Here is a 22,002-nt window from a genome sequence, read left to right as displayed (position 1 = left end):
TGAAGTCGCGCTTGGCCGTCGACGCCCTTAACAGTGCCGTCGCGCGGCGCGGTGACGTCGCCGGCTGCGTCCTGCATACCGACAGGGGATCGCAAGGTGGATTCAACTGGTCGTCGCAACACCTTCAGTGCGGAGGTGGTCAGGGATGGCGACGGTGGACTGGAGCAGGAAGACCAGCGATGTGCCGGAGGGGCTTCGTCGACAGTGACGTGCTGATCGGGCGTTGCGCCCGCCGATGCGTTCGCCGGGCCGGCCTGAGCCCTCGCGTGCGGTCCAGCGTCAGTTCTGGCGATTGATCGCCACGGGCGTCACCTCGGCCGAGGCTGCGGTGAGGGTGGGCGTGTCCGTGCCGGTGGGCTCGCGCTGGTTTCGTCACGCTGGCGGCATGCCACCGATCTCGCTGGTTGAACCCACCGGCCGCTACCTGTCCTTCGAGGAACGTGAGGAGATCGCGATCCTGCGCGCCCGAGGTCAGGGCGTGCGCGAGATCGCCCGCGCGATCGGCCGTGACCCTGGGGCGATCTCGCGTGAGCTGCGCCGCAACGCCGCGACCAGGAGCGGGAAGCAGGAGTACCGGGCGGTGGTGGCGCAGTGGAAGGCTCAGCAGGCTGCGAAGCGTCCCAAGACCGCGAAGCTCGTCAAGAACGACCGGTTGCGGGAGTACGTCCAAGAGCGGCTCGCTGGCAGCATCCGTCGACCTGACGGCACGTTCGTCGACGGCCCGACACCACCGGCATGGAAGGGCTTGAACAAGGCCCGCCGGGCGGATCGTCGCTGGTCGAGGGCATGGAGCCCGGAGCAGATCAGCCAGCGTCTGAAGGTCGACTTCCCCGATGATGAGTCCATGCGCATCAGCCACGAGGCGATCTACCAGTCGCTGTTCATCGAGGGGCGCGGCGCGCTCAAGCGCCCACTGGTCGCCTGTCTGCGCACCGGTCGGGCGCTGCGAGCACCGCGGGCTCGTACGCGCAACAAGGCGCAGGGGCATGTCACCGCTGATGTGGTCCTGTCCGAGCGTCCGGCCGAGGCCGATGACCGGGCGGTGCACGGACATTGGGAGGGCGATCTGATCATCGGAACCGGTAGGTCGGCGATCGGCACCCTCGTCGAACGCAGCAGCCGCGCCACCCTGCTGGTGCACCTGCCGCGCATGGAAGGCCATGGCGAGACGCCGTACGTGAAGAACGGGCCAGCGCTGGGTGGCTACGGTGCCGTGGCGATGAACGCCGCGCTGACCGCGTCGATGACCACGCTGCCCGAGCAGCTGCGCAAGACCATCACCTGGGACCGCGGCAAGGAACTGTCCGGCCACGCGACGTTCGCGCTGGAGACCGGAACCAAGGTGTTCTTCGCCGACCCGCACTCGCCCTGGCAGCGGCCGACCAACGAGAACACCAACGGGCTGCTGCGACAGTACTTCCCCAAAGGCACGGACCTGTCGCGCTGGTCGGCCGAAGACCTCGAGGCCGTCGCGTACACCCTCAACAACCGCCCCCGCAAGGTCCTCGGGTGGAAGACCCCCGCCGAGGTCTTCGACGAGCAACTACGCTCCCTTCAACAACCCGGTGTTGCATCGACAGGTTGAACTCGCCCAATTCCGGAGCCGGAAGTTCGTCCGCGCCCTGCACCGCCACGGCCTGGTCGGTTCCATGGGCAAGGTCGGCGCGGCCGGCGACAACGCCGCGATGGAGTCCTTCTTCGCGCTGCTCCAGAAGAACGTCCTGGACCGCCGGCCCTGGGCGACCCGTCAGGAGCTGCGCATCGCAATCGTCACCTGGATCGAACGGACCTACCACCGACGCCGACGACAGGACGTTCTCGGGCGGTTGACCCCCATCGAGTACGAGACCATCATGTCCACACCAGCCGACCAGGCGGCCTGACCCAACCTGTCACCTATCCTTGCAGCAGTCCCCCTGGTGGCGGGGTTTTTGCAGCGCTCCGTGGCGGTCTTGTTGCCGCGATCACGCAGGACTGGCTGCAGGTAGGTGTCGCGGTCTGAACCGAGAGGGGTGCGCCCAGTCGGGGCCGTTTGGATCGCTGCCGCTACGTCAGAGTCCGAAGGCTCCGCCGCTGACGAGGATCACGATGCCGAGGCCGATGAGAACGATGGGGAAGAGGATGTGCTCCCAGCGTTCGAGCACTTCGGCGATCGGGGGGCGGGTGGCGACGAACTTTGCCAGGGCCACCAGGACCGCGACGAGCGCGAGGAAGACGATGCAGTAGGCGACTACTGCGAGAGGTTCCACGCTGAGGAAGACAGGGGTGTAGACGCCGATGTTGTCGCCGCCGTTGGCAAGGGTGACGCCTGCGACTGTCCACACGCCGACCTTCTTGCCGGCAACCTTGGCCTCATCGTCATCGTCGTCATCGTCTCCGCGCCAGGCCTGCCATGCGGCCCAGAGGCCGAGGCCCAGAGGGATGAGACCGAAGTACGGGATGGCTGCCGAGGGCAGGAATGCTCCGGCACCGATGGTCACCAGGACCGCGGCACCGAGGATGCCGGCGAATCCGAGGTACTGGCCGGCCAGAATGCGGGCGGTAGTGCCGCGCTGGCCTGCCCCTCGCGCGAAGAAGAGGGAGAGCACGATGATGTCGTCGATGTTGGTCGCTGCGAACAGGCCCATCGCCTGCAAGACCGAGGTGAGGGTCATGCGCCCTCCCCAGCTGCGTCGCATCCGGGAAGCGAGCAGGCGGGATCGATGCACGGGGCGTCTTCGTCCACTGCCAGGGTGGCATCGACCAGTGCCGTCAGCGCCTGCGCCAGGTGCGAATCGGCGATCTCATATCGTGTCCGACGCCCCTCGGGCTCGGAGACGACGATCCCGCAATCGCGCAGGCATGCCAGGTGGTTGGACACGTTCGGGCGTGTCAGGTCCAGATCTCGGGCCAGTTCCGCTGGGTAAGCGGGATGGTCGAGCAGGGTCAAGATGATCCGGGATCGAGTGGGGTCGGCCAGTGCACGACCCAGGCGGTTCATCACGTCGAGACGCGAAGCAATAGTCAGCATGGACTGAACTATACAGCGCGCACTGAACACTCGGTCACAGGCGTCAGCCCAGATCGCATGCCCGTAAGGGGAACCCTCACCGGACACCACCGCTACTTATCGAGAGGAAGGACGGCACGCCTGGCGGGCTGTCCCGTAAGACCCGTCCGGTGAACTGTCCGGTGAAAGGGGGCTATATGACACACATGGAGAGCATGTCCCCCTCGAAGGTCGGCTATGCCCGAGTCTCCACCGACGAGCAGGACCTGACCGCGCAGCGTGACGGACTCGCGGCGTTCGGCGTCGATCCCAAGCGCATCTACGTCGATCACGGGCTCACGGGCCGCAACGCCGACCGTGAGGGCCTGCGGCAGGCGCTGGCTGCCTGTCGGGACGGCGATACGTTCGTGGTCACCAAGCTCGATCGGCTGGCGCGTTCAGTCCGTGATGCCCACCAGATCGCCGACGACCTCGCGGCGCGGGAAGTGAAGCTGAGCATCGCCGGATCGGTGTACGACCCGACCGACCCGATGGGGAAACTGTTGTTCAACGTGCTGGCGATGGTCGCCGAGTTCGAAGCCGACCTCATCCGTGCCCGCACCCGCGAGGGGATGAAGGTCGCCAAGACCAAGGGCCGGCTGCGCGGGAAGTCACCGAAACTCACCCCCCGGCAAGAAGCTCACCTCGTCCAGCTACATGCCGCCGACGAGCACACCGTGGGCGAGCTGGCCGAGCTTTTCAGCGTGGGCCGCTCCACGGTCTACCGCGCCCTTCAGCGCGCCGAGCGCGGGCGCGAGAACACCTTGCAGTAGGTGCGTCGTGGACGCTCGAGCGCGGTGGCGAATCCTCAGGCTCCACGTCGAGGACCAGGTGCCCCTCGCGCGCTTAGCTCGCGAGACCGATGTAGGGCTGCGGACCCTGGAGCGCTGGCACGCCCGCTACCGCGCCGACGGCTACGCCGGACTGGAGACAGCCTCACGGGCGGACGCCGGCTCCCGCCGCCTTCCGCCCGACCTCGTCGACCTGATCGAGGGCCTGGCACTGAGCAAGCCGCGGCCGGCCATCGCCACGATCCATCGCAAAGTCACGGGCATCTGCGCCGCCCGGAGGTGGCCGGTCCCCTCCTACTCGGTGGTGTGGGACATCGTGCGGACCCTGGATCCCGGCATGGTCACCCTCGCCCTGGAGGGCGCAGCGTCCTACCGCGACAAGCACGAGCTGGTGCCACGCCGGCAAACAGAGCTGCCCAACGCGATGTGGCAATCCGATCACACCATGCTCGACATCCTGGTGGTGGACACCGACGGCAAGCCTGCACGGTCATGGCTGACAACGATCCTCGACGACTGCTCCCGGGCGGTCTGCGGCTACACAGTCTTCCTGGGCGCACCGTCGGCGATCAACACCGCCCTGGCGCTGCGCCAAGCGATCTGGCACAAGACCGACCCGGCCTGGCCGATGTGCGGCCTGCCCGACGTGCTCTACGTCGACCACGGCAGCGACTTCACCAGTGACCAGCTCGCCCACACCGCCGTCGACCTCCACATCCGACTGATCCACTCCACCGTCGCCCGACCCCAGGGACGGGGCAAGATCGAGCGGTTCTTCGGCACCATCAACACCGAGCTACTCGCCACCCTGCCCGGACACATCACCGAAGGGCACCCCTGGCCGACACCGAAACTGTCCCTGGCCGCCCTCGATAGCGCCCTGGAGGCGTTCGTGGCCACCTACAACGACCGCACGCACAGCGAGCTCGGAACCTCCCCGCGCAGCGCGTGGATCGCCGATGGCTGGCTGCCCCGAATGCCCGAGAGCCTGGAAGACCTCGACGGACTGCTGTTGACCGTCGCCAAGACCCGCGTCGTGCGCCGCGATGGCATCCGCTTCCATGGTCGGTCGTGATCCGCTACGACCCCCGCGACATCACCGAGATCCGCGTCTTCGATCACGACGAATTCGTCTGCAAGGCCGTCAACCAAGAGCACCACGACCAGAAGGTCAGCCTCAAGCAGATCCAGGCCGCGCGCAGCGCCCGCCGCCGGGCGCTGCGAGCCGGCATCAACGAACGCATCGCCCTCGTGGCCGCACCTACCGAGACGCCACGGATCGCCGAAGCACCGGCTCCGGCGCCGAGGTCGGCGTTGAAGATCTACAAGGAGGACCTCAGGTGAGCCAGCGCTTCATCGTCACCAAGGAGCACCGCCGCTTCACCGAGTTCGCCGACGCCGTGCGCCGCGGGCACACCATCGGTTTGTGCTTCGGATCAGCCGGCGTAGGAAAGACACTCTCCGCGCGCCGCTACGCACACTACGAGAAGGCTCATGACCTGCTGACTTACTGGGGGCCGCGCTCCGACAACGACGCCAAGATCTACGCCGCCTTGAACCGGAGCCGCACCGTGCTCTACACCCCCAGCGTGCTGACCACCCCGCGGACCCTGAAGGACGAGCTGACCCAAGCCATCACCCGCACCAACATGTGCATCGAGCAGCACCTCGTACCTCCCGGCACGGCCACTCCCGAGGCCTGGGGATGGCGACACGGCAGGAACTGCGTGGAGCTGATCATCATCGACGAGGCCGAACGACTGCGTCCCGCCGCGCTGGAACTGCTGCGCGATCGCTACGACCGGGACGACATCGCCCTGATCCTGATCGGCATGCCCGGCCTGGAGAAGCAGTTCAGCCACTACCCCCAGTTCTACAGCCGAGTCGGCTTCGCCCACCAGTACCGGCCCCTGGGACAAGACGAACTGCTGTTCGTCCTCGAGCGACACTGGCGATCCCTCGGCAAGCCCCTCGACCCCGACGACTTCACCGACGCCCAAGCCATCGCAGCCATCGCACGGATCACCCGCGGCAACTTCCGGCTCCTCGAACGCCTCTTCCCCCAGATCCAGCGGGTCCTGAAGATCAACGAACTCGACACCATCACCAACGACGTCATCGAAGCCGCACAGAGCACCCTGGTCATCGGTGTCACCTGACCCCGCCACGAAGCGACCGAAGAACCCCGCCATTCAGCAGACGAAGTCACAGGCACGGCCATCGTTCACCCGCACCTGAATGACCTGTACGCACTCGGGATGGCCGCGCAGACCCTGCTACGGCGGACCTCACTCACCCGACTCTGCGTTGATCCGGCCTTCCGTGGGCGAGGCGTCGGAGACGGGCTACTCGGCGTCGCCACCGCTGCAGCGGAGCGGGATGGATTCCGCCTCATCTACGGACTCTCCGAAGGAGGATCGGACACCACGAGGCGGCGGCTGTATCACCGGCATGGCTACCAGACCGGTCCCCAGGGAGCACCCCCGCCGTCACCCCCCGAGGTCTTCGGGGCCTATGCCCCTTTGGTCCACGGCACCAGGCGCGGCTTCCACTTCTGGAGACTCCTCAGAGAGTGACTGCAAGAGAACTGACGGCTCCACGTTCAGGGTCACAGCCAGGTCCTCCAGTCGCTCGAACAGGACTCCCCGTCGGCCGTGCTCCAGCTCGATCAGCTGGTTGCGGCTCAGTCCACTCTCCAGTGCCAGCGCCTCCTGCGTGAGCCCGGCCTCCAGCCGCAGACGCCGAACGTTCGCCCCCACGCGGCGCCGGGACTCCTCCCACCGACGTTGCTGGTCGGGGTCGGCGTATTCGCGGCGAGTGGGCACGAGCAGATGCCACGCCAGTTGTGCGTGGAAGTCTGCCCCACTAGTTGGGCATCATGGGGCTATGGTCACAGATTCCGGCTGGAGTGCGATGACTGCCAAGTACACCAGCGACTGCCCTCTGTGCGGGGAGCGCATTAGCCAGGGCGATCCGATCTACCCGCAACGCGGCCACCCCGCCCGCTACTGGATCTGCGAGCCGTGCCAGGTCAACGATCCCGAGCGCCCCATCGATGCCGCCTTCTTGCAGCGGAAGATCCGACGTCGTCTGGAGGGGCCACTGGTCAACCGGAAGAGCTCCCCGTACACGCCGCGCGTGCCAGAGGCCAAGATCCTCGGAGAGGTCGGGGAAGAGCTCTACCTGAGGACAGACGCGGACGTGGACCTCCGCGAGGACCTCAAGCGATGGGGCGCCGAGGGCGGGCCTCGCGCACTGAGTTGGGCCAAGACCCGGAGGCTGCTGCAGTGGCTCGATCAGTTCCAGGAGTGCCCGGGAGTGAGCCCGCCTGATCCTGAGACCGAGTTCCTCAAGTCGTATCAGCGCGGCCTCGTGAGCCAGTGGGTACGGGGCCAGGCCGACGGACCACCTGACGGTGGACACACTGGTGGCGGATCCCCCCCAAAGGCCGACTCACGTTGATCCGTTCCCACGCCGACTAGCCCGCTCCCGGCAAGAGAGCGAGCTGGCCGCAACCCCACGCACGCCGTGCACTGCGTCTGCGAGGGGCGATGCCTGCCGGTTCAGGCACCTGGAGTCATCTCCCGGGGGCGTCGATCGTGTTGGTCTCGCGGCTGAGGCCCTGTCCAGCGCCGCGTCGAGCACGGGCGGTCAGTCGATGAACCACCCCCAGGCGTGCAGAGGGCCCCCTGGGGCGGGGTGAAGGACGCACAGATCGCCAGAATGGGCCGGGCTCAACACCTCACACGGTGGAGCCGAACCGGCTAGACTGGGCCTCACGCCAGCACCTCAACTCTGCTGTCGTCAGACCCCCGGAGGTTGCCGCCTCGCGGGGGTCTTTCCTGCCCGCAGCCGGTCCAGTTATGGCCCAGTTATGGCAAACCGGGCGAAAACGAATCGGCCCCGGCCGCGGATTCCGCTGGCCAGAGCCGATTTCGTGTGGTCGGGGTGACAGGATTTGAACCTGCGACCTCCTCGTCCCGAACGAGGCGCGCTACCAAGCTGCGCCACACCCCGAAGGTCTGCTGCCGTGTTGGCAACCCCGGCATACTACATCACCGGTGGGCTCAGCTCCGAATCCTCGTAGAGCCGGCGCACGTGGTCGCTCGGCACGGGCACCATGAGCCCCGCGAGGGTGAGCCCCACGCCCCCCAGCACCAGCCCCACCGGCCAGGCCGTGTCGGCGGCGTCGGTCATAGTGGCCTGGCTGCCGTCGGCGAAGGTGCAGGTCAGCTTCACGGGCATGAGCTTGCGCTCGACGTGGATGGGCTCGGCGGCCTCCACGGACTGCCCGCGCGCACTGGCACAGGCCTCGTAGGCGTCCACCGGCCCGAAGACGTTGACGATGAGCATCCCCAGTCCGGCCAGCACCAGCAGGGGCGAGAGGGCCAGCGCGGCGAAGCGCACGAGGGTCCGCCAGCGGTCGGTCACCTCCTGCGGCGAGGGGGGGCCGCGGGAAGCGCGTCGAGACCTTCCGCCGGTCCCGCTTGAGGATCAGCAGCTTCGTCGCGCTCACGATCCACCCCCGGCTGCGACGACCCGGCGCCCCTCGAAGGCCCGACCCAGGGTCACCTCGTCGGCGTACTCCAGGTCACCACCCACCGGGAGACCGCTCGCCAGACGCGTGATCCGCACACCCAGCACCTGCAGCATCCGCGAGAGGTAGGTGGCCGTCGCCTCCCCCTCCATGTTCGGGTCGGTGGCGATGATCACCTCGGTCACCTGCCCGTCGCTGAGGCGCTGCATGAGCTGGGCGATGCGCAGGTCGTCCGGCCCGATGCCGTCGAGCGGGCTGATCGCGCCACCCAGCACGTGGTACCGCCCCCGGAACTCCCGGGTGCGCTCGATGGCCTGCACGTCCCGCGGCTCCTCGACCACGCAGATCGCCGAGCCGTCCCGCTGCTCGTCCAGGCAGATCCGGCACTGCTCGGCCTCGGCGACGTTCCCGCAGGTCTCGCAGAAGCGCACCTTCTCCTTGACCACCCGCAGAGCCGTGGCGAGCCGCTCGACCTCCTCGGCGTCCGCGGCGAGCACGTGGAAGGCGATGCGCTGGGCACTCTTCGGCCCCACCCCGGGGAGGCGGTTGAGCTCGTCGATCAGGTCCTGGACCGCGCCTTCGTACACAGGCCGAACTCTAGGCCCTCCCGCCGACACCCTCTCCGGCGGCGATCACCCCTGCTCGGTGTGCTCCTCGATGATCGTCCCGCCGAGGATGCGCTCGATCGCCGCGGTGCCGACCATGCCCACCGACTCGACCGTCTCGTCGTCCCGGTTGGGCACGAAGTCCTCCGGCGGGACGTCCTCCTCGTCCGGCGGCTCCGGCAGGTCCGCGACCGGGGTCGACGGCGGGGTCGGTGCGGCGGTCGACGGCCCGGCGGGAGCGGGTGCACGCGACTCACCCGCGGGGGCCGGAGAGGCCCAGTCCGGGGCCGCGTCCTGCCGGTCGGACCACTCCGGCGAACCGACGGACCCACCCTGACCGGCCCGCTGACCCAGCTCCGCCGCGCGGCCACCCGCGTCCCCGCCGGGAGCCCCCTGGGGCGGCTGTCGGCGCGACACGGCATCGTCGCCGGAAGGACCACCGGCCCCCATCGGCCCCGGGCCGCCGAAGGGGTCACCGGTGCGCACCGCGGGGGCTGCGGGAGCCGCCCCCGGCCCCCCACCCGCCGGGGCGGAGGCAGGTCCGCCTCCGACCACGCAGCGGACCTTGGGGTGGATCCCGAGCGCCTCCTGCACGGCCGTCGCCACCCGCTGGGGGTTGTCCCCACGGTTGAAGCGCTCGGCGATCGGCCCCAGGTCGGTGGCCAGGGTGAGGCCCTCCGCCGAGAGCTCCTGCACCTGCATGGACTGGGCCACCATCGCCCAGGTGACGCGGCTGATGTTCTTGAGCCGATCCAGGACGGCCGGCCACTCGTGGCGCACCATCTCCACGGTGATGCCGCCCTGCCCCGAGGCGGCCTGTTCCGTGGCGGGGGCCGTCGCCTGTGGCGCGGGCTGCGCAGCCGGGGTGGCCTCCACGACCGGTGCGGGCTGGGGGGCCGGCTCCGGCGTCGACTCCCGGGGCCGCTCCGGCGGACGCGACGGTTCCTCACGCTGCGCCGGCACCCGCTCCGGTGGCGCCGGGCGGTCCGCGGGCGCCGGGGCCGCGTCGGCCGCCGCCGCGGGCGCGCCCGACCCAGCGGGCTCAGCGGACTCCGCGGTCGCAGACACGGAGGACGCGGCGGGCGCGGGACCCTCCCCCCGGAAGGCCACCCACCGCTCCACCTTCTCCAGCCGGGAGGCGAAGCCCTGCTCGCCGGCGGCCCGGGGCAGCAGCAGACGGGCCATGATGATCTCCAGCTGGAGGCGCGCCGAGGTGGCCCCGGTCATCTCCGCCAGCCCCCGGAAGAGGACGTCCGAGGCCCGCGACAGCTCGGCCGCCCCCAGCCCCGAGGCCTGCACCCGCAGCCGCTCGAGCTGGTCGGCCGGCACCCCCGGCAGCACCGCCTCGGTCCCCGAGGGCACCGCGTCCACCAGGACGAGATCGCGCATCCGCTCGGCGAGGTCCTCCACGAAGCGGCGCGGGTCCTGCCCGGAGTCGATGACGCGCTCCACGGTCGTGAAGAGGCTCGCACCGTCCCCGGCGGCGTAGGCGTCGACCACCCCGTCGAGGAGCTCGGCGTCGGTGAACCCGAGCAGGGCGGTGGTCCCGGCCAGGGTGATGCCCTCGTCGCCCGAACCGGCGATCAGCTGGTCGAGCACCGACATCGAGTCACGCACCGACCCCCCGCCGGCGCGCACCACGTAGGAGAGCACTCCCGGCTCCACCGCGATCCCCTCCTTCTCGCACACCTCCTGCAGGTGCTGGGTGAGCACCGCCGGCGGCACGAGCCGGAAGGGGTAGTGGTGGGTGCGCGAGCGGATGGTCCCGATGACCTTCTCCGGCTCGGTGGTGGCGAACACGAAGAGCACGTGCTCCGGCGGCTCCTCGACGATCTTCAGCAGCGCGTTGAAGCCCGCCGAGGTGACCATGTGCGCCTCGTCGATGATGTAGACCTTGTAGCGCTCCCGGGCCGGGCCGAAGGAGGCCTTCTCCCGCAGGTCGCGGGCGTCGTCCACACCACCGTGGCTGGCCGCGTCGATCTCGATGACGTCCACCGAGCCCGACCCGCCGGCCGCGAGGTCACGGCACGAGGGGCACTCGCCGCACGGGGTGTCGGTCGGGCCCTGCTCGCAGTTCAGGCAGCGCGCCAGGATGCGGGCGCTGGTCGTCTTCCCGCAGCCGCGCGGGCCGGAGAACAGGTAGGCGTGGTTCACCCGCCCGCTGCGCAGCGCCTGCTGGAGGGGTCCGGTCACGTGCTCCTGGCCCACCACCTCGGCGAAGGTCTGCGGGCGGTAGCGGCGGTAGAGGGCGGTGCTCACAGCGACGACCCTAACGGCGACCGCCCCCACCACCCCGAGCAGTCCACCGGCGCAGCGCTCGCCCCCGGGCACGCAAGGACCTCCCACGCACCTGGAAGAGCCCTCCTACCCTTGCTGCATTCCTGCCCTGGGGGAGTTCGGAGAGGTACCACCGCGTGGGAGGCCGGCGCACAGTCTACGCGATGTCGACCTCGGCCCGCCTCCCCCACCTCCGGTCGACCCCCTCGATTTCACCTCCCGTTCACTCCCGTGTACTCTCCTCCGCGGAGGATTCGCATAGCGGCCTAGTGCGCACGATTGGAAATCGTGTTGGGATAAAACCCTCGGGGGTTCAAATCCCCCATCCTCCGCCGATCGAACGCCGCCTCCCGGGAAACCGAGAGGCGGCGTTCGTGCGTGTGAGAGAGTCGGAACCCGCCCACGCCCCGGCACCACCGGGCCCGAACTCGAAGGGATGACGTGCGCCATCGCCTCCCGGCCCAGCTGGCAGCCCTCGCGTGCGCTGCCGGCCTCGCACTGACCGCCTGCTCGGAGCCCGAGCCCGAGGCGCGCTTCCCGCAGACGCCCGTCCCCGGCCACTGCGCCGACTGGGGTGAGCTCCGGGAGCTGGACCACTCCACCGTCCAGGTGCGCGTCCTCAACAAGGGTGCCGGGGCCGGGGCCGCGGCCGAGGCCGCCCGCGAGCTCGAGGGGCGCGGGTTCACGGTGCTCACCACGGGCAACGACCACTCCGACTCCCCGCAGGCCGACGCGATCGTCCGCTACGGGCCGATGGGGCTCAGCGCCGCCCGCACGGTGGCCCTGCAGGTGGAAGGTGCCCGCCTGGAGCGTGACTCCCGCCGCGACCCCTCGGTGGACCTCGTCCTGGGCAAGGCCTTCGACTCCCTCGCCCAGCAGCCGGCTGCCCCCGCCGACCAGGTGCGGATGAACGTCTACAACACCACCGCCGAGCCCGGGCTGGCCGACCGGGCCGCCCGGCAGATGCGCAAGCGCGACTTCACCGTGCGGAAGGTCGGCAACGACCCGGAGCGCAAGTGGTACCCGGAGGACACCGCGATCATCCGCCACGGGCTGCGCAGCGAACCCGTGGCCCGCACCGTGGCGGCCCAGGTCCCCGGCGCCCGGCTCGTCAACGACGACCGCACAGGGTTGTCGGTCGACCTCGTCCTCGGCGGGAAGTACACCTGGGCCACCAAGGACTTCACCGAGCCCGAGAAGGTGCCCGAGACGAAGCAGGGTCCGCGCATCGGGTGCGAGGCATGACCGGGACGAGCCGGGAGGACTGAGCCGTGCAGGATGCGATCGTCACCGACCCCTACGACCCGGAGACCCCGTGGGCTCGCCCCCCGGCCGCCCGCCGGGAGCCGCCGCGACGCCGCCGCCGCGGTGAGGACCTCGCCTTCTGGGGCCTCGTCGCCCTGCTCGCCGCGGCCGCCCTCTACGGCCTCTCCCTGATCCTCGGCCTCTGGCCGGAGGAGGAGTCCACCACCGGGGCGGGCTGCTACGACGAGCTCGACGCCCCCCGGATCTACCTCGCCGACGCGGGCGCCGGGGAGACGGCCGTCAACCGTGCCTCGGAGCAGCTGCGGGCCCGCGGGGTCGTGGTGCTCGGGGTCGCCGAGGCCGAGACCCCGGAGGACGGCGTGACACAGATCCTCACCGGCCCGGACAGCGCCCACACCCGGGACGCGCTGAAGGTCTGGTTCCCGAAGGCCACCGTGGTGGAGGACGCCCGGGACGGGTCGGTCGCCACGCTCGCCCTGTCGAGTCGGGCGAATCTCGTGGAGTCCCCGAAGAAGGTCGGCGAGCCCACCGAGGCCTGCACGGCCTGAGAGGCTGACCGGTGACGACCACCCCTTCCACGATCCGGAGCGACCATGAGGCTCAGCGAGTCCGTCACCGTCCACGCCCCCGTCCACGAGGTCTTCGAGCGCCTGCGTGACCTGGCCGGCGCCCCGGAGCACGTCCCGGGCATCACCGGCATCGAGGTGCTCCGGGGCCCGGCCCGGATGGAGGTGGGCACCCGTTGGCGGGAGACCCGCCGCCTGTGGGGCCAGGACGCCAGCGAGGAGATGGAGGTCGTCTCCCTGCGCGAGGACGACCACTACGAGGTCGTGGCCCACCACGGCGGCATGGTCTACCTGTCCGGCTTCCAGGTGGCCCCGGTGGCCACCGCTCGCGGCGAGGCCACGCGCGTGACCCAGGACTTCGAGGCCCACGCCATCACCCCCGGCGCCCGGGCGGCCAGCCTGCTCATGCGGCCAATGTCGGGCATCATCGCCCGGCAGTGCCGGGAGGACCTGCTGGCGATCAAGGCCTCCTTCGAGGACTGAGCACCCGACGGGGACACCCCCCGCACGCGACGAGGGCGGCCCCTGACGGGGCCGCCCTGGTGCTGACTGGCGGTGACGGTGGGATTTGAACCCACGAATGGCGTTGACCATTACTCGCTTTCGAGGCGAGCTCCTTCGGCCGCTCGGACACGTCACCGCGCGGAAGCGTACTAGACCCGACGCTTCACGAAAAACTCACCCAGCGTTCGCCTGCAGTCCTCCTCCCGGACACCTGCCCGGATCTCGGCCCGGTGGAGCGCCGCCGGGTCCCGCAGAACGTCCCACACCGACCCGCAGGCTCCGGCCTTGTCGTCCCACGCCCCGAAGACCACGAGCGGGATCCGTGCCTGGCCGATCGCACCGGCACACATCAGGCAGGGCTCCAGCGTCACCGCCAGCGCGCAGTCCTCCAGGCGCCAGCCACCCCGCACCGCGGCCGCCTCCCGCATCGCCACCACCTCGGCGTGCGCCAGCGGGTCACCGAGCTCCTCCCGCCGGTTCCACCCCCGCCCCAGGAGCTGCCCGTCCGGACCGACGACCACCGCCCCCACCGGCACGTCCCCCGCCGCCAGGGCACGCTCCCCCGCGGCCAGGGCCAGACCGACCCAGGCCTCCTCCTCGTGCCGGTCCGGGTTCAGGGTGGGCGCCATTCGGTAAGTTTCCCCCATGCGCGTCCACGTCGCCGACCACCCGCTCATCGCCCACAAGCTCACCCGGCTGCGCGACGAGTCCACCGACTCCCCCACCTTCCGCCGCCTGGCCGACGAGCTGGTCACCCTGCTCGCCTACGAGGCCACCCGTGAAATCCGCACCGAGCAGTGCGAGGTGCGCACCCCCGTGGCCACCACCACCGGCACCGCCCTGACCACCCCGAAGCCCCTCGTGGTGCCGATCCTCCGTGCCGGTCTGGGCATGCTGGAGGGGATGGTGCGCCTCATGCCCACCGTCGAGGTCGGCTTCCTCGGGATGGTCCGCAACGAGGAGACCCTCGAGGCCCACACCTACGCCAACCGCCTGCCGGACGATCTCGACCGCCGCCAGTGCTACATCGTCGACCCGATGCTGGCCACCGGGGGGACCCTGGTGGACGCCATCCGCTATCTCGTGGACCTGGGCGCCGACGACATCACCGCGATCGTCCTCATCGCCGCCCCGGAGGGCATCGAGCACCTGGAGCGCGAGCTGGGCCACCTGGACATCCCGATCACCCTCGTGACCGGCGCGATCGACGAGCACCTCGACGAGCACGGCTTCATCGTCCCCGGCCTCGGCGACGCAGGGGACCGACTCTACGGCCTGGCCTGAGCGGGCGGGCGTCCTCGATGGCTGCTGAGCCGGAGGTCGACCTCGACCTCATCGGGCGCTATCTCGTCCCCGGTGAGCGCGTGGTCATCGCGGTCCGCCACCACTGGGTGGTCGTCGCCGAGCCGGTGCTCACCGCGATCGTCTCCCTGGCCCTGGTGCTCTGGGTCGGGGCCGTGGTGCCCGGTCACCTCGTCGTGGTGGCCGATGCCCTGTGGTGGGTGTGGTTCGCCGTGCTGGCCCGCACCCTCTTCCACCTCTGGGAGTGGCGGCGGACCTGGTTCATCAGCACCGACCGGCGCGTCCTGCTCAACTACGGCGTGATCATCCGCCGCGTCGCGATGATGCCGCTGGGCAAGGTGACCGACCTCAACTACGGCCGCAGCGTGTGGGGGCGCCTGCTCGGCTACGGCACCTTCACGATGGAGTCCGCCGGGCAGAACCAGGCCCTCAGCCAGGTCGACCACATCCCGAACCCGGACGAGAACTACCGGCGGATGGTCTCGGAGATCTTCCGGGACATGGGTGACGGCGACCCGCAGACCCCCGACCGCGAGGACGAGGGCCCACGCTTCGACGGCGACGAGATCGAGTGGCCGGAGGAGGACGAGGAGCTCGACCCCACCGACCCGCGGGACCCCTTCGGCATCGCCGACCCCGACGAGGAGGGGTGGGGCCACCCTGCCCCGCAGGACGGGCCCCACGAGGACGGCAGCTGGCGCGCCTTCGACGACACCGAGCTCACCGCCCGCGAGCAGGCCGAGCTCGACCGCCGCCAGCGGGACGCCGAGGCCGAACGGGTGCGGCGGGAGGAGGAGCGGGCCGAGCAGCAGCGCCGCCAGCGGGCCCGTCGCCGCCGCCGCTCCGACGACTAGAATCCCGGCAGTCCTCCGCCCCGTGCCGACCGGCGCGCCGCACGCGGAGCCCGCCGACCCGCACCCCGAGGGAGACCCATGGCCGTCCGCCCCATCACCGTCATCGGACACAAGGCGCTGCACCAGCCCACCAGGAAGGTACGGGAGGTGAACGACGAGGTGCGCACCCTCGTGGCCGACATGTTCGAGACCATGGAGGCCGCCGAGGGCGTGGGCCTGGCCGCCAACCAGGTGGGCGTGCGCCTGCGGATCTTCGTCTACGACTGCACCCACGACCCCGAGGCCGGCCCCGACGCCCGCGGCGTCGTCATCAACCCGGTCCTGGAGAAGGAGCACGTCTCCCCGCTGTCCGCCGACCCCGAGGAGGACGGCGAGGGCTGTCTCTCCGTCCCCGGGGAGGCCTTCCCGACCGCCCGCTCCGACTGGGCCCGCGTCACCGGCACCGACCTGGAGGGCCACGAGGTCGTCGTGGAGGGAACCGGCCTGCTCGGCCGGTGCCTGCAGCACGAGACCGACCACCTCGACGGTCACCTCTACGTGGAGCGCCTCTCCCCGGAGGACAAGCGCCGCGCCCGGGACGCCGTCCGCGACCGGGGCTGGGAGGCCCGCCGCGTCACGAAGTGGGACCCGGCCACGCAGAAGGCCGAAGAGGTCTGAGCACCCGACGCGGGTGACGGAGCCCGACCTCAGCGATCCCGGAAGGCCGCCAGCTCCTCGTCGGCGCGCACCATGCTCTGCTGCGCCGCCGGCAGGTCCCCGCTGGCCTGCTGGGAGGCCGCGAGCATTCGCCAGGCCGTGAAGACGTGCGGGTTGCGCTGCACGTGCTCCGTGGCGGCCGCCACGGCGAGATCCGGGCGCCCCGCCGCGAGGAGCACCTGGTGCTGGGCCACCCGGGCCCGGTGACTCTCCGGCCCGAGGTCCACCGCACGGTTCGCGAGGCGCACTGCCTCGACCGGACGCCCGGCCTGCGACAGCGCGATCGCCTGTGACGCCAGGCAGTCCTGGTCACCCCCCAGCCGCGGACAGCTGGCGGAGAGCAGGGTGGCCTGGGGCACCGGGGCCGGGCCGTAGGAGGGATTCCACGGGGTGCGCCCGGCCGCCAGGTCGGTCAGCGCGGTCCCCGTGCGAGCGCCCACGTTGGGATCCCAGGGCGCGAGATCGGCCGCCCGCTGCGCGTGCTGGGCACCGACCACCGGGCTCTGGCTGGCCACCGCGAGGCGAGCCTGCCGGTAGGCCGCCCAGTCCAGCAGCGTGCCGACCACCATCACGGCCACCACGCCGGTCACCACGAGGTGCGCGAGCGGCCGCCACCGGCGGGAGCGCCAGGGCACGGCGGCGTCGCGGGGCGTGGTCCCGCCGGCGGAGGCCGCGTGGGCCGCGGAGAGCCCCCCACCCACGATGAACGCGCCGGGGACGACGAACACCGGCTCGGTGTAGGCGAACATGAGCGCCGCGGCCATGCCCACCCCCACGCAGAGCGCCGCCGGGGACCACGACGACTGGGGACCCAGGCGGGCCCGCCCCTCCCGGTGATCCCCGACCGGCCGCAGGGCGGTGCGCAGGAGGACGTGGGCCACGACGGCCGCCAGCAGGGTCACCGCCGCCAGACCGACCAGGCCGATCGCCACCGCCGTCTGCAGCACGACGTTGTGCACGCCGTCGAGACGGACGCCGGGGGCGGCCACGGCCTCCCACTCCGGCCCGTACCCGCCCGCGGACTCGGCCACCCACCGGGACGGCCCGACGCCCAGGAGCGGGCTCTCGGCGATCATCCGCGCGGTGTGGCGCCACATCATGAGGCGCACCGTGATGTTCGTCCCGGCACCCTCCTGCTCCATGAAGATGCGGTCGCGGGTGATCGGCAGCAGGAGGACCAGGACGGCGCTGCCGAGCACCACCGCCGCCGGGACGCGCGCCCGGCGCACCCCCTCGGTCCGGGCCACGACCACCAGGGCCAGCGCGCCGGCGCAGAAGAGCCCCAACATGGCACCCCGGGAGGCCCCGAGGATCACGAGGAGACCTCCGGCCACCGCACCGGCCAGGGCCACCCAGGAGCGCTCCCGCCAGGCGATCCACCCCAGCCAGGTGGCGAGCATGAGCCCCCAGATGCCCACCGTCGAGGCGTTGCCCAGGGCGGTCACCACCCGGTACGCACCGCCCAGCGCGTCGCGCAGGCCCATCGACACCAGCACCCAGCCGGAGAGGGTCGCGGACCAAACCGCCACCCGGCGCACCATCGGCCGGCGCAGCAGCAGCGCCCCCGCCGGCAGCATGGCCAGGTAGGCGAGGATCATGAGCAGCCCCTCGTCTCGGGGGAAGCGGCCCACGACGGAGAGCCAGGTGGCGTCCGAGGCGGCGGTGGCCGCCACCACGGTCAGGGCCACCACCCCCATCGCCCACCAGACGGCCCGGGGGAGGTGCGGGTCCTCCCGGTCCGCCCACCAGGTGACCACCCCGGCGGCCAGGGCCAGGGCGATGACCACCCGCCGCACGGGTTCCCGGACGTCGAGGGTCTCCGGGGTGGAGACGAGCGGCAGCACGCCGAGGAGGAGCACCACTCCGGCGACGGCCGCCAGGGCCCCGAGCCCGCTGCGCTCCGAGGAGGCGTCGCGGCCGGCGCGGGGCGGGGCGGCGCTGCGACGCGCGGGGGCAGGGTCGAGGGTGTCCACGGTCGTGGACCCTAGCCACCCACGGACCCGGAGCCCGAACCGTCACCCGGGCCGTGAGCGACCTGACAGACTGCCGCCGTGTGGTGGCTGCTGCTGGGAACCCTGGGCTTCGGCGCCCTCTCCGCCCTCGTCCCCGGGGTGCCGATCGAGGCCTGGCTGGGCGGGGTCGGTGCCCTGGTGGACCAGATCGGCATCTGGCCGGTCGCCTTCGCCGCCGCCCTCGGGCACGGGCTGGGCAAGCTCCCCTGGTACGCGCTGGGTCGGTGGAGCCTGGGCTGGCCGTGGATGCGCCGCCAGATGGAGAAGCCCGCGGTCGCCACGCGCTACGAGTCCCTCGTGGACTGGACGGAGCGCCATCCCGGCTGGGGCCAGGCCACGATGCTCGCCTCGAGCGTCGTCGGGCTGCCACCGCTGGCCGTCTTCATCGTGGTGGCCGGCCAGCTGCGGATGTCCCCGCTGGCCTGCCTGGTCTCCATGACGGTGGGCCGAACCCTGCGCTTCGCGGGGATCCTCGGGGCCTTCGTCTGGGCGATCGATCTGTTCCGCAGTTGACCTGTGCACGCCCCCGAAACCGCCAGCACCCGCACGACTTCCACCCGCCGACCCCTGGGATTTGGACCTGCCCCCGGAATGGGTCTATAGTTGCCCCTCGTTCACGGCAAGCCGTGGATGGGCGCCCGTAGCTCAACGGATAGAGCATCTGACTACGGATCAGAAGGTTTGGGGTTCGAATCCCTACGGGCGCGCTCTGTGTTGAGACAGAGGCAAGGGGCCCCGGCCGGCGGAGACGCTGACCGGGGCCCCTTGCGTCGCCCCGGTGGTCCCTGCCCCACGCTGCGCCGGGCAGGGACCACCGGGCGCCGGGCAGGGACCACCGGGCCCACGGCGCGTCAGCCCTCGGCGGCCTGCTGCTTCTCCCAGAAGGCCTCCCACTCCGGCCCCCACTCCGACCAGGAGCCGGCCAGCGCATCGGCGAGCGACCCTGCGAGGGGCCCGGCCTCACGGCCCCCCTCGGGCATGTCCTCCGGGTCGTGAAGGAGGACCTCCACACCGAGCTCGGCCTTCCCCTCCTCGTCACAGAGGTAGGCGTCCGCGGACTCGAAGCTGTCGCCGAGATCCGGGGTCTCGACCACCACACCCTGGTCACCGAAGGGCTCCATGTCCTCGGCGCGCTGCTCGGCCTGGCACTCCGTGAACTCGTGCTCGCCGTCCCAGGCGTGCGAGATCGTCACCTCCGCCGTCCACTCGGAGGTGAGCTCGGCCTCGAACTCGCAGCTGACCTGAGACGCGTTCACGACCCAGGCCGCGGTGGCGTCACGCGGCTCCGGCACCATGTGGGCGACGTGGTCCAGCGCCTCCGGAGGCAGGTCGAGGCAGAACTGGCCCCCCTCGGGGGTCTGGTCCCGCGCAGCCTTCGCCCGCTCCACCCACTCGTCGTCAGCGGCGCCCGCCACCACGGACTCAACGCCACCACTCCCCTCACCCGACCCACCGTCGGTCTTCTCGGGCCCCTCACCCTCCGGTGCGGGGGAGTCGCCCTGAGCGGACTCCCCGGACGAGGCCTGCCCCCCGCCGTCCGCGTCGCCATCCCCGCAGGCGGACAGGGCCAGGGGCGCGGCGAGCGCCAGCACGGCCAGCCGGGAGAGACGGTGGGCCAGGTGACGGGGCATGCGGGCTCCTCCCCGCGCGGGAACGCGGATGTCGTGGGCAGGTCGCACAGGAACCTAACAAGCCGCGGACGCATCGTCCGTCCCCCGACACGCCCAGGGCCCCTCCGGGCGACCTGGGGGCAGGTCGCCCGGAGGGGCCCTGGGCGGAACACGGCGGAGACGGAGGGATTTGAACCCTCGATGGGGCTATAAACCCCAAACCCGCTTAGCAGGCGGGCGCCATAAACCAGACTAGGCGACGTCTCCCCGCACCGATTCGCACCGGATGCGAGGGGACAGGCTACCTCCTCGGCGCACGGGAGTCGAGCCGCACCCTCCGGCCGTGGCTAGACTGCACGCTACGCATCATCCCGGCGAGACGCCTCAGGCCGCCGCCCCACCGGCCCCAGCAGAACAGTCCAGGAGCACCGTGAGCACCTCCATCGAGACCACACCGCACGGCGCGAGCCGCGGCTGGTCGAACGGGCAGCGCCCGCCCAAGACCCTGGGCCGGGCCGTCGGCCTCACCGTGCTCTCCGGCCTCGTGCCCGGTGCCGGGCTGCTCCTCACCCGGGCGTGGCGCCTCGGCGCCCTCGCCCTGGGAGCCCTCCTGCTGGGCGGCCTCGTTCTGCTCTGGCGCCTCCAGGGGTCCGGCCTGCTCAACACGGCCGTGGGCGTGGCCACCAGCCGCACCCAGCTCTGGACCATCGCCATCGGCCTGGTGCTTCTCACCCTGCTGTGGCTGGCACTCATCGCCTTCACGGCCCGCCTCGCGCGCCCCGCGGGCCTCTCCACCCGGGGCTCGGCCGCCCTCACCCTCGTCGCCCTCCTCATGAGCGGGCTGGTCCTCGCCCCGGCAGCCCAGGCGCTCAACCTCGTGGCGGCGCACCGCAAGGCCGTCAGCACCGTCTTCAGCGAGGCGGACACCGACGGGGACGAGGGCGGCCCGGCGGTCGGCCAGGAGGACCCGTGGGCGGACTTCGACCGGGTCAACCTCCTCATGCTGGGCTCGGACGCCGCCGACGACCGCTTCGGGGTCCGCCCCGACGCGCTCATGGTCATGAGCATCGACCCGCGCACCGGTCACTCGGTGCTCATCGGCATCCCCCGCAACCTCATGAATGCCCCCGTCCCGGCCGGGAACCCCCTGCACCAGCTGTGGCCGAGCGGCTACGACTGCGGGAACGAGTGCCTCATCAACGCCCTGTGGACCGAGGCCGCCGCCCACCAGGAGCTCTTCGGCACCCAGGACAACCCCGGCCTGGTGACCACCCGCGACTCCATCGAAGGGGTCGTCGGGCTGCCCATCCACCACGTCGTGACGGTCGACCTCGAGGGCTTCGAGCAGCTGGTCGACGCCATGGGCGGCGTCGAGATCAACGTGCCCGAGCGGCTCCCCATCGGCGGCAAGGTGGAGAACGGCCAGATCGTCCCGGGCTCGATCAAGGGGTGGATCGAGCCCGGCACCCAGCACATGGACGGGTACACGGCCCTCTGGTACTCACGCTCCCGGGCCACCACCTCGGACTACGACCGGATGGACCGCCAGCGCTGCATGGTGGGGGCGCTCGTGGACCAGTCCAGCCCGCTGGACCTGCTCCGTCGCTACCCCGCCATCGCCGGTGCCCTGGAGTCGAACGTGTGGAGCGACATCCCCGAGTCGGACCTCCGGGCCTGGGCCGACCTCTTCCTGCGGATCCAGGACGGCCGCATGAAGAGCCTCTCCCTGACCAACGAGCGCATCGACACCTCCGACCCGGACTTCGCGGCGATCCACCGCATGGTGGACAGGGCGATCAACCCGCCCAAGCCGAAGAAGAAGCCGTCGACCTCGACCTCGAGCTCCGAGAGCCCCTCCGACGAGCCCACCGAGCAGGACGTGACCGAGGCCGAGGACATGGCCACCACCTGCTGAGCGGGATCACCACCGGCCCCGTGCGAGGACGCCGCCCGG

24 protein-coding genes, 5 tRNA genes, 1 other RNA gene and 1 pseudogene are annotated in these 22,002 nt (G+C 71.2%); 18 read left to right on the top strand and 13 right to left on the bottom strand.

Going from position 1 to position 22,002, the window contains the following annotated elements; genetic code table 11:
- The first annotated feature begins 235 nt into the window (after positions 1-235).
- Both CFT82_RS06965 and CFT82_RS06960 read left to right on the top strand, forming a co-directional pair.
- Positions 236-1,585 (top strand): IS30 family transposase, encoded by a 1,350-nt coding sequence (locus tag CFT82_RS06965; protein ID WP_234994305.1) that lies wholly within the window; start codon positions 236-238, stop codon positions 1,583-1,585.
- A gap of 4 nt (positions 1,586-1,589) precedes the next feature.
- A pseudogene (locus CFT82_RS06960) lies at positions 1,590-1,883 on the top strand (integrase core domain-containing protein); the annotation flags it as partial.
- A 168-nt stretch (positions 1,884-2,051) separates the two neighbouring features.
- Here CFT82_RS06960 and CFT82_RS06955 read toward each other — a convergent pair.
- Positions 2,052-2,654 (bottom strand): cadmium resistance transporter, encoded by a 603-nt coding sequence (locus CFT82_RS06955; protein WP_015780454.1) that lies wholly within the window; start codon positions 2,652-2,654, stop codon positions 2,052-2,054.
- Positions 2,651-3,010, bottom strand: a complete 360-nt coding sequence (gene cmtR, locus CFT82_RS06950) for a Cd(II)/Pb(II)-sensing metalloregulatory transcriptional regulator CmtR (RefSeq protein WP_006590980.1) — start codon at positions 3,008-3,010, stop codon at positions 2,651-2,653. The genes CFT82_RS06955 and cmtR overlap by 4 nt, the downstream gene beginning before the upstream one ends.
- A 194-nt stretch (positions 3,011-3,204) precedes the next feature.
- On the opposite strand from cmtR, the gene CFT82_RS06945 reads away from it, so the two are divergent.
- From CFT82_RS06945 to CFT82_RS12350, 5 genes are read left to right on the top strand one after another with little or no spacing between them, the layout of a single operon-like run.
- Entirely contained in the window at positions 3,205-3,801 is a 597-nt protein-coding gene (locus tag CFT82_RS06945; RefSeq protein ID WP_088818379.1) for a recombinase family protein, read from the top strand.
- Positions 3,802-3,859: 58 nt separating this feature from the next.
- Positions 3,860-4,894, top strand: a complete 1,035-nt coding sequence (locus tag CFT82_RS06940; protein ID WP_327078683.1) for a DDE-type integrase/transposase/recombinase — start codon at positions 3,860-3,862, stop codon at positions 4,892-4,894.
- A complete protein-coding gene (locus tag CFT82_RS12395; RefSeq protein WP_327078682.1) occupies positions 4,891-5,163 on the top strand; it encodes a Mu transposase C-terminal domain-containing protein in 273 nt (90 codons plus the stop codon). The genes CFT82_RS06940 and CFT82_RS12395 overlap by 4 nt, the downstream gene beginning before the upstream one ends.
- Entirely contained in the window at positions 5,160-5,978 is an 819-nt protein-coding gene (locus CFT82_RS06935; RefSeq protein ID WP_088818234.1) for an AAA family ATPase, read from the top strand. The genes CFT82_RS12395 and CFT82_RS06935 overlap by 4 nt, the downstream gene beginning before the upstream one ends.
- Positions 5,979-6,038: 60 nt before the next feature.
- Positions 6,039-6,395, top strand: a complete 357-nt coding sequence (locus tag CFT82_RS12350) for a GNAT family N-acetyltransferase (RefSeq protein WP_407656027.1) — start codon at positions 6,039-6,041, stop codon at positions 6,393-6,395.
- Here the strand turns inward: CFT82_RS12350 and CFT82_RS06925 are convergent.
- Positions 6,309-6,644 (bottom strand): helix-turn-helix domain-containing protein, encoded by a 336-nt coding sequence (locus CFT82_RS06925; protein WP_088818232.1) that lies wholly within the window; start codon positions 6,642-6,644, stop codon positions 6,309-6,311. The two genes, CFT82_RS12350 and CFT82_RS06925, sit on opposite strands and share 87 nt — an antisense overlap.
- A gap of 88 nt (positions 6,645-6,732) precedes the next feature.
- On the opposite strand from CFT82_RS06925, the gene CFT82_RS06920 reads away from it, so the two are divergent.
- The gene (locus CFT82_RS06920; protein WP_088818231.1) at positions 6,733-7,281 is read left to right on the top strand and encodes a hypothetical protein; all 549 of its coding nucleotides are present in this window, start codon (positions 6,733-6,735) and stop codon (positions 7,279-7,281) included.
- Between the two features lie 478 nt (positions 7,282-7,759).
- Here the strand turns inward: CFT82_RS06920 and CFT82_RS06915 are convergent.
- The 5 genes from CFT82_RS06915 to ffs form a co-directional block, all read right to left on the bottom strand.
- Positions 7,760-7,836: transfer RNA gene (locus CFT82_RS06915), tRNA-Pro, on the bottom strand.
- A gap of 33 nt (positions 7,837-7,869) precedes the next feature.
- Positions 7,870-8,250: a hypothetical protein gene (locus CFT82_RS06910; protein WP_143469521.1), complete on the bottom strand. Its 381-nt coding sequence runs from the start codon at positions 8,248-8,250 to the stop codon at positions 7,870-7,872.
- 81 nt (positions 8,251-8,331) lie between these two features.
- Positions 8,332-8,943: a recombination mediator RecR gene (recR, locus tag CFT82_RS06905; protein WP_088818229.1), complete on the bottom strand. Its 612-nt coding sequence runs from the start codon at positions 8,941-8,943 to the stop codon at positions 8,332-8,334.
- 45 nt (positions 8,944-8,988) lie between these two features.
- Positions 8,989-11,220: a DNA polymerase III subunit gamma and tau gene (locus CFT82_RS06900; RefSeq protein WP_088818228.1), complete on the bottom strand. Its 2,232-nt coding sequence runs from the start codon at positions 11,218-11,220 to the stop codon at positions 8,989-8,991.
- Between the two features lie 71 nt (positions 11,221-11,291).
- Positions 11,292-11,388: signal recognition particle sRNA small type (gene ffs, locus CFT82_RS06895), an RNA gene on the bottom strand.
- 97 nt (positions 11,389-11,485) lie between these two features.
- Between ffs and CFT82_RS06890 the strand changes: the two genes are divergently transcribed.
- The 4 genes from CFT82_RS06890 to CFT82_RS06875 all read left to right on the top strand — a co-directional run bounded on the left by CFT82_RS06890 (position 11,486) and on the right by CFT82_RS06875 (position 13,553).
- Positions 11,486-11,570: transfer RNA gene (locus CFT82_RS06890), tRNA-Ser, on the top strand.
- A gap of 109 nt (positions 11,571-11,679) precedes the next feature.
- A complete protein-coding gene (locus CFT82_RS06885; protein ID WP_088818227.1) occupies positions 11,680-12,483 on the top strand; it encodes a LytR C-terminal domain-containing protein in 804 nt (267 codons plus the stop codon).
- A 26-nt stretch (positions 12,484-12,509) separates the two neighbouring features.
- Complete coding sequence (locus CFT82_RS06880) at positions 12,510-13,052, top strand: hypothetical protein (RefSeq protein ID WP_088818226.1); 543 nt, start codon at positions 12,510-12,512, stop codon at positions 13,050-13,052.
- A 45-nt stretch (positions 13,053-13,097) separates the two neighbouring features.
- Complete coding sequence (locus CFT82_RS06875) at positions 13,098-13,553, top strand: SRPBCC family protein (RefSeq protein WP_088818225.1); 456 nt, start codon at positions 13,098-13,100, stop codon at positions 13,551-13,553.
- 67 nt (positions 13,554-13,620) lie between these two features.
- On the opposite strand, the gene CFT82_RS06870 is transcribed toward CFT82_RS06875, so the two are convergent.
- Both CFT82_RS06870 and CFT82_RS06865 read right to left on the bottom strand, forming a co-directional pair.
- A tRNA-Ser gene (locus CFT82_RS06870) sits at positions 13,621-13,710 on the bottom strand.
- 13 nt (positions 13,711-13,723) lie between these two features.
- Positions 13,724-14,203, bottom strand: a complete 480-nt coding sequence (locus CFT82_RS06865; RefSeq protein WP_088818224.1) for a nucleoside deaminase — start codon at positions 14,201-14,203, stop codon at positions 13,724-13,726.
- Positions 14,204-14,219: 16 nt separating this feature from the next.
- Between CFT82_RS06865 and upp the strand changes: the two genes are divergently transcribed.
- The 3 genes from upp to def all read left to right on the top strand — a co-directional run bounded on the left by upp (position 14,220) and on the right by def (position 16,387).
- Positions 14,220-14,858: a uracil phosphoribosyltransferase gene (upp, locus tag CFT82_RS06860; protein WP_088818223.1), complete on the top strand. Its 639-nt coding sequence runs from the start codon at positions 14,220-14,222 to the stop codon at positions 14,856-14,858.
- A 17-nt stretch (positions 14,859-14,875) separates the two neighbouring features.
- Entirely contained in the window at positions 14,876-15,730 is an 855-nt protein-coding gene (locus CFT82_RS06855) for a PH domain-containing protein (RefSeq protein WP_088818222.1), read from the top strand.
- Between the two features lie 78 nt (positions 15,731-15,808).
- On the top strand, positions 15,809-16,387 hold the full coding sequence (gene def, locus CFT82_RS06850; RefSeq protein WP_088818221.1) for a peptide deformylase: 579 nt from the start codon (positions 15,809-15,811) through the stop codon (positions 16,385-16,387).
- A 29-nt stretch (positions 16,388-16,416) separates the two neighbouring features.
- Here the strand turns inward: def and CFT82_RS06845 are convergent, their stop codons facing one another.
- Positions 16,417-18,399 carry an O-antigen ligase family protein gene (locus tag CFT82_RS06845; protein WP_088818220.1) on the bottom strand — a complete coding sequence of 661 codons (1,983 nt, stop codon included), beginning with the start codon at positions 18,397-18,399 and terminating at the stop codon, positions 16,417-16,419.
- A 78-nt stretch (positions 18,400-18,477) separates the two neighbouring features.
- On the opposite strand from CFT82_RS06845, the gene CFT82_RS06840 reads away from it, so the two are divergent.
- Both CFT82_RS06840 and CFT82_RS06835 read left to right on the top strand, forming a co-directional pair.
- Positions 18,478-18,951 (top strand): VTT domain-containing protein, encoded by a 474-nt coding sequence (locus CFT82_RS06840; RefSeq protein WP_088818219.1) that lies wholly within the window; start codon positions 18,478-18,480, stop codon positions 18,949-18,951.
- Positions 18,952-19,072: 121 nt separating this feature from the next.
- Positions 19,073-19,145, top strand: a tRNA-Arg gene (locus tag CFT82_RS06835).
- 144 nt (positions 19,146-19,289) lie between these two features.
- On the opposite strand, the gene CFT82_RS06830 is transcribed toward CFT82_RS06835, so the two are convergent.
- Both CFT82_RS06830 and CFT82_RS06825 read right to left on the bottom strand, forming a co-directional pair.
- The gene (locus CFT82_RS06830) at positions 19,290-20,069 is read right to left on the bottom strand and encodes a hypothetical protein (protein WP_088818218.1); all 780 of its coding nucleotides are present in this window, start codon (positions 20,067-20,069) and stop codon (positions 19,290-19,292) included.
- Between the two features lie 154 nt (positions 20,070-20,223).
- Positions 20,224-20,315, bottom strand: a tRNA-Ser gene (locus tag CFT82_RS06825).
- A gap of 163 nt (positions 20,316-20,478) precedes the next feature.
- On the opposite strand from CFT82_RS06825, the gene CFT82_RS06820 reads away from it, so the two are divergent.
- Positions 20,479-21,963 (top strand): LCP family protein, encoded by a 1,485-nt coding sequence (locus CFT82_RS06820; RefSeq protein WP_143469519.1) that lies wholly within the window; start codon positions 20,479-20,481, stop codon positions 21,961-21,963.
- Positions 21,964-22,002 lie beyond the last annotated feature (39 nt).

This window comes from Kytococcus aerolatus (genome assembly GCF_900187395.1).
Classification (GTDB): domain Bacteria; phylum Actinomycetota; class Actinomycetes; order Actinomycetales; family Dermatophilaceae; genus Kytococcus; species Kytococcus aerolatus.
The sequence above is the reverse complement of the archived record's forward strand: the minus strand, read 5'-3'. Positions and strand labels throughout refer to the sequence as shown.

Bases quoted from the DNA above. Each gene is read 5' to 3' on its own strand.
- CFT82_RS06830 (WP_088818218.1), bottom strand. From the start codon at position 20,069: ATGCCCCGTCACCTGGCCCACCGTCTCTCCCGGCTGGCCGTGCTGGCG.
- def (WP_088818221.1), top strand. From the start codon at position 15,809: ATGGCCGTCCGCCCCATCACCGTCATCGGACACAAGGCGCTGCACCAG.
- upp (WP_088818223.1), top strand. From the start codon at position 14,220: ATGCGCGTCCACGTCGCCGACCACCCGCTCATCGCCCACAAGCTCACC.
- CFT82_RS06855 (WP_088818222.1), top strand. From the start codon at position 14,876: ATGGCTGCTGAGCCGGAGGTCGACCTCGACCTCATCGGGCGCTATCTC.
- CFT82_RS06865 (WP_088818224.1), bottom strand. From the start codon at position 14,203: ATGGCGCCCACCCTGAACCCGGACCGGCACGAGGAGGAGGCCTGGGTC.
- cmtR (WP_006590980.1), bottom strand. From the start codon at position 3,010: ATGCTGACTATTGCTTCGCGTCTCGACGTGATGAACCGCCTGGGTCGT.
- CFT82_RS06955 (WP_015780454.1), bottom strand. From the start codon at position 2,654: ATGACCCTCACCTCGGTCTTGCAGGCGATGGGCCTGTTCGCAGCGACC.
- CFT82_RS06965 (WP_234994305.1), top strand. From the start codon at position 236: ATGCGTTCGCCGGGCCGGCCTGAGCCCTCGCGTGCGGTCCAGCGTCAG.
- CFT82_RS06875 (WP_088818225.1), top strand. From the start codon at position 13,098: ATGAGGCTCAGCGAGTCCGTCACCGTCCACGCCCCCGTCCACGAGGTC.
- CFT82_RS06920 (WP_088818231.1), top strand. From the start codon at position 6,733: ATGACTGCCAAGTACACCAGCGACTGCCCTCTGTGCGGGGAGCGCATT.
- CFT82_RS06945 (WP_088818379.1), top strand. From the start codon at position 3,205: ATGTCCCCCTCGAAGGTCGGCTATGCCCGAGTCTCCACCGACGAGCAG.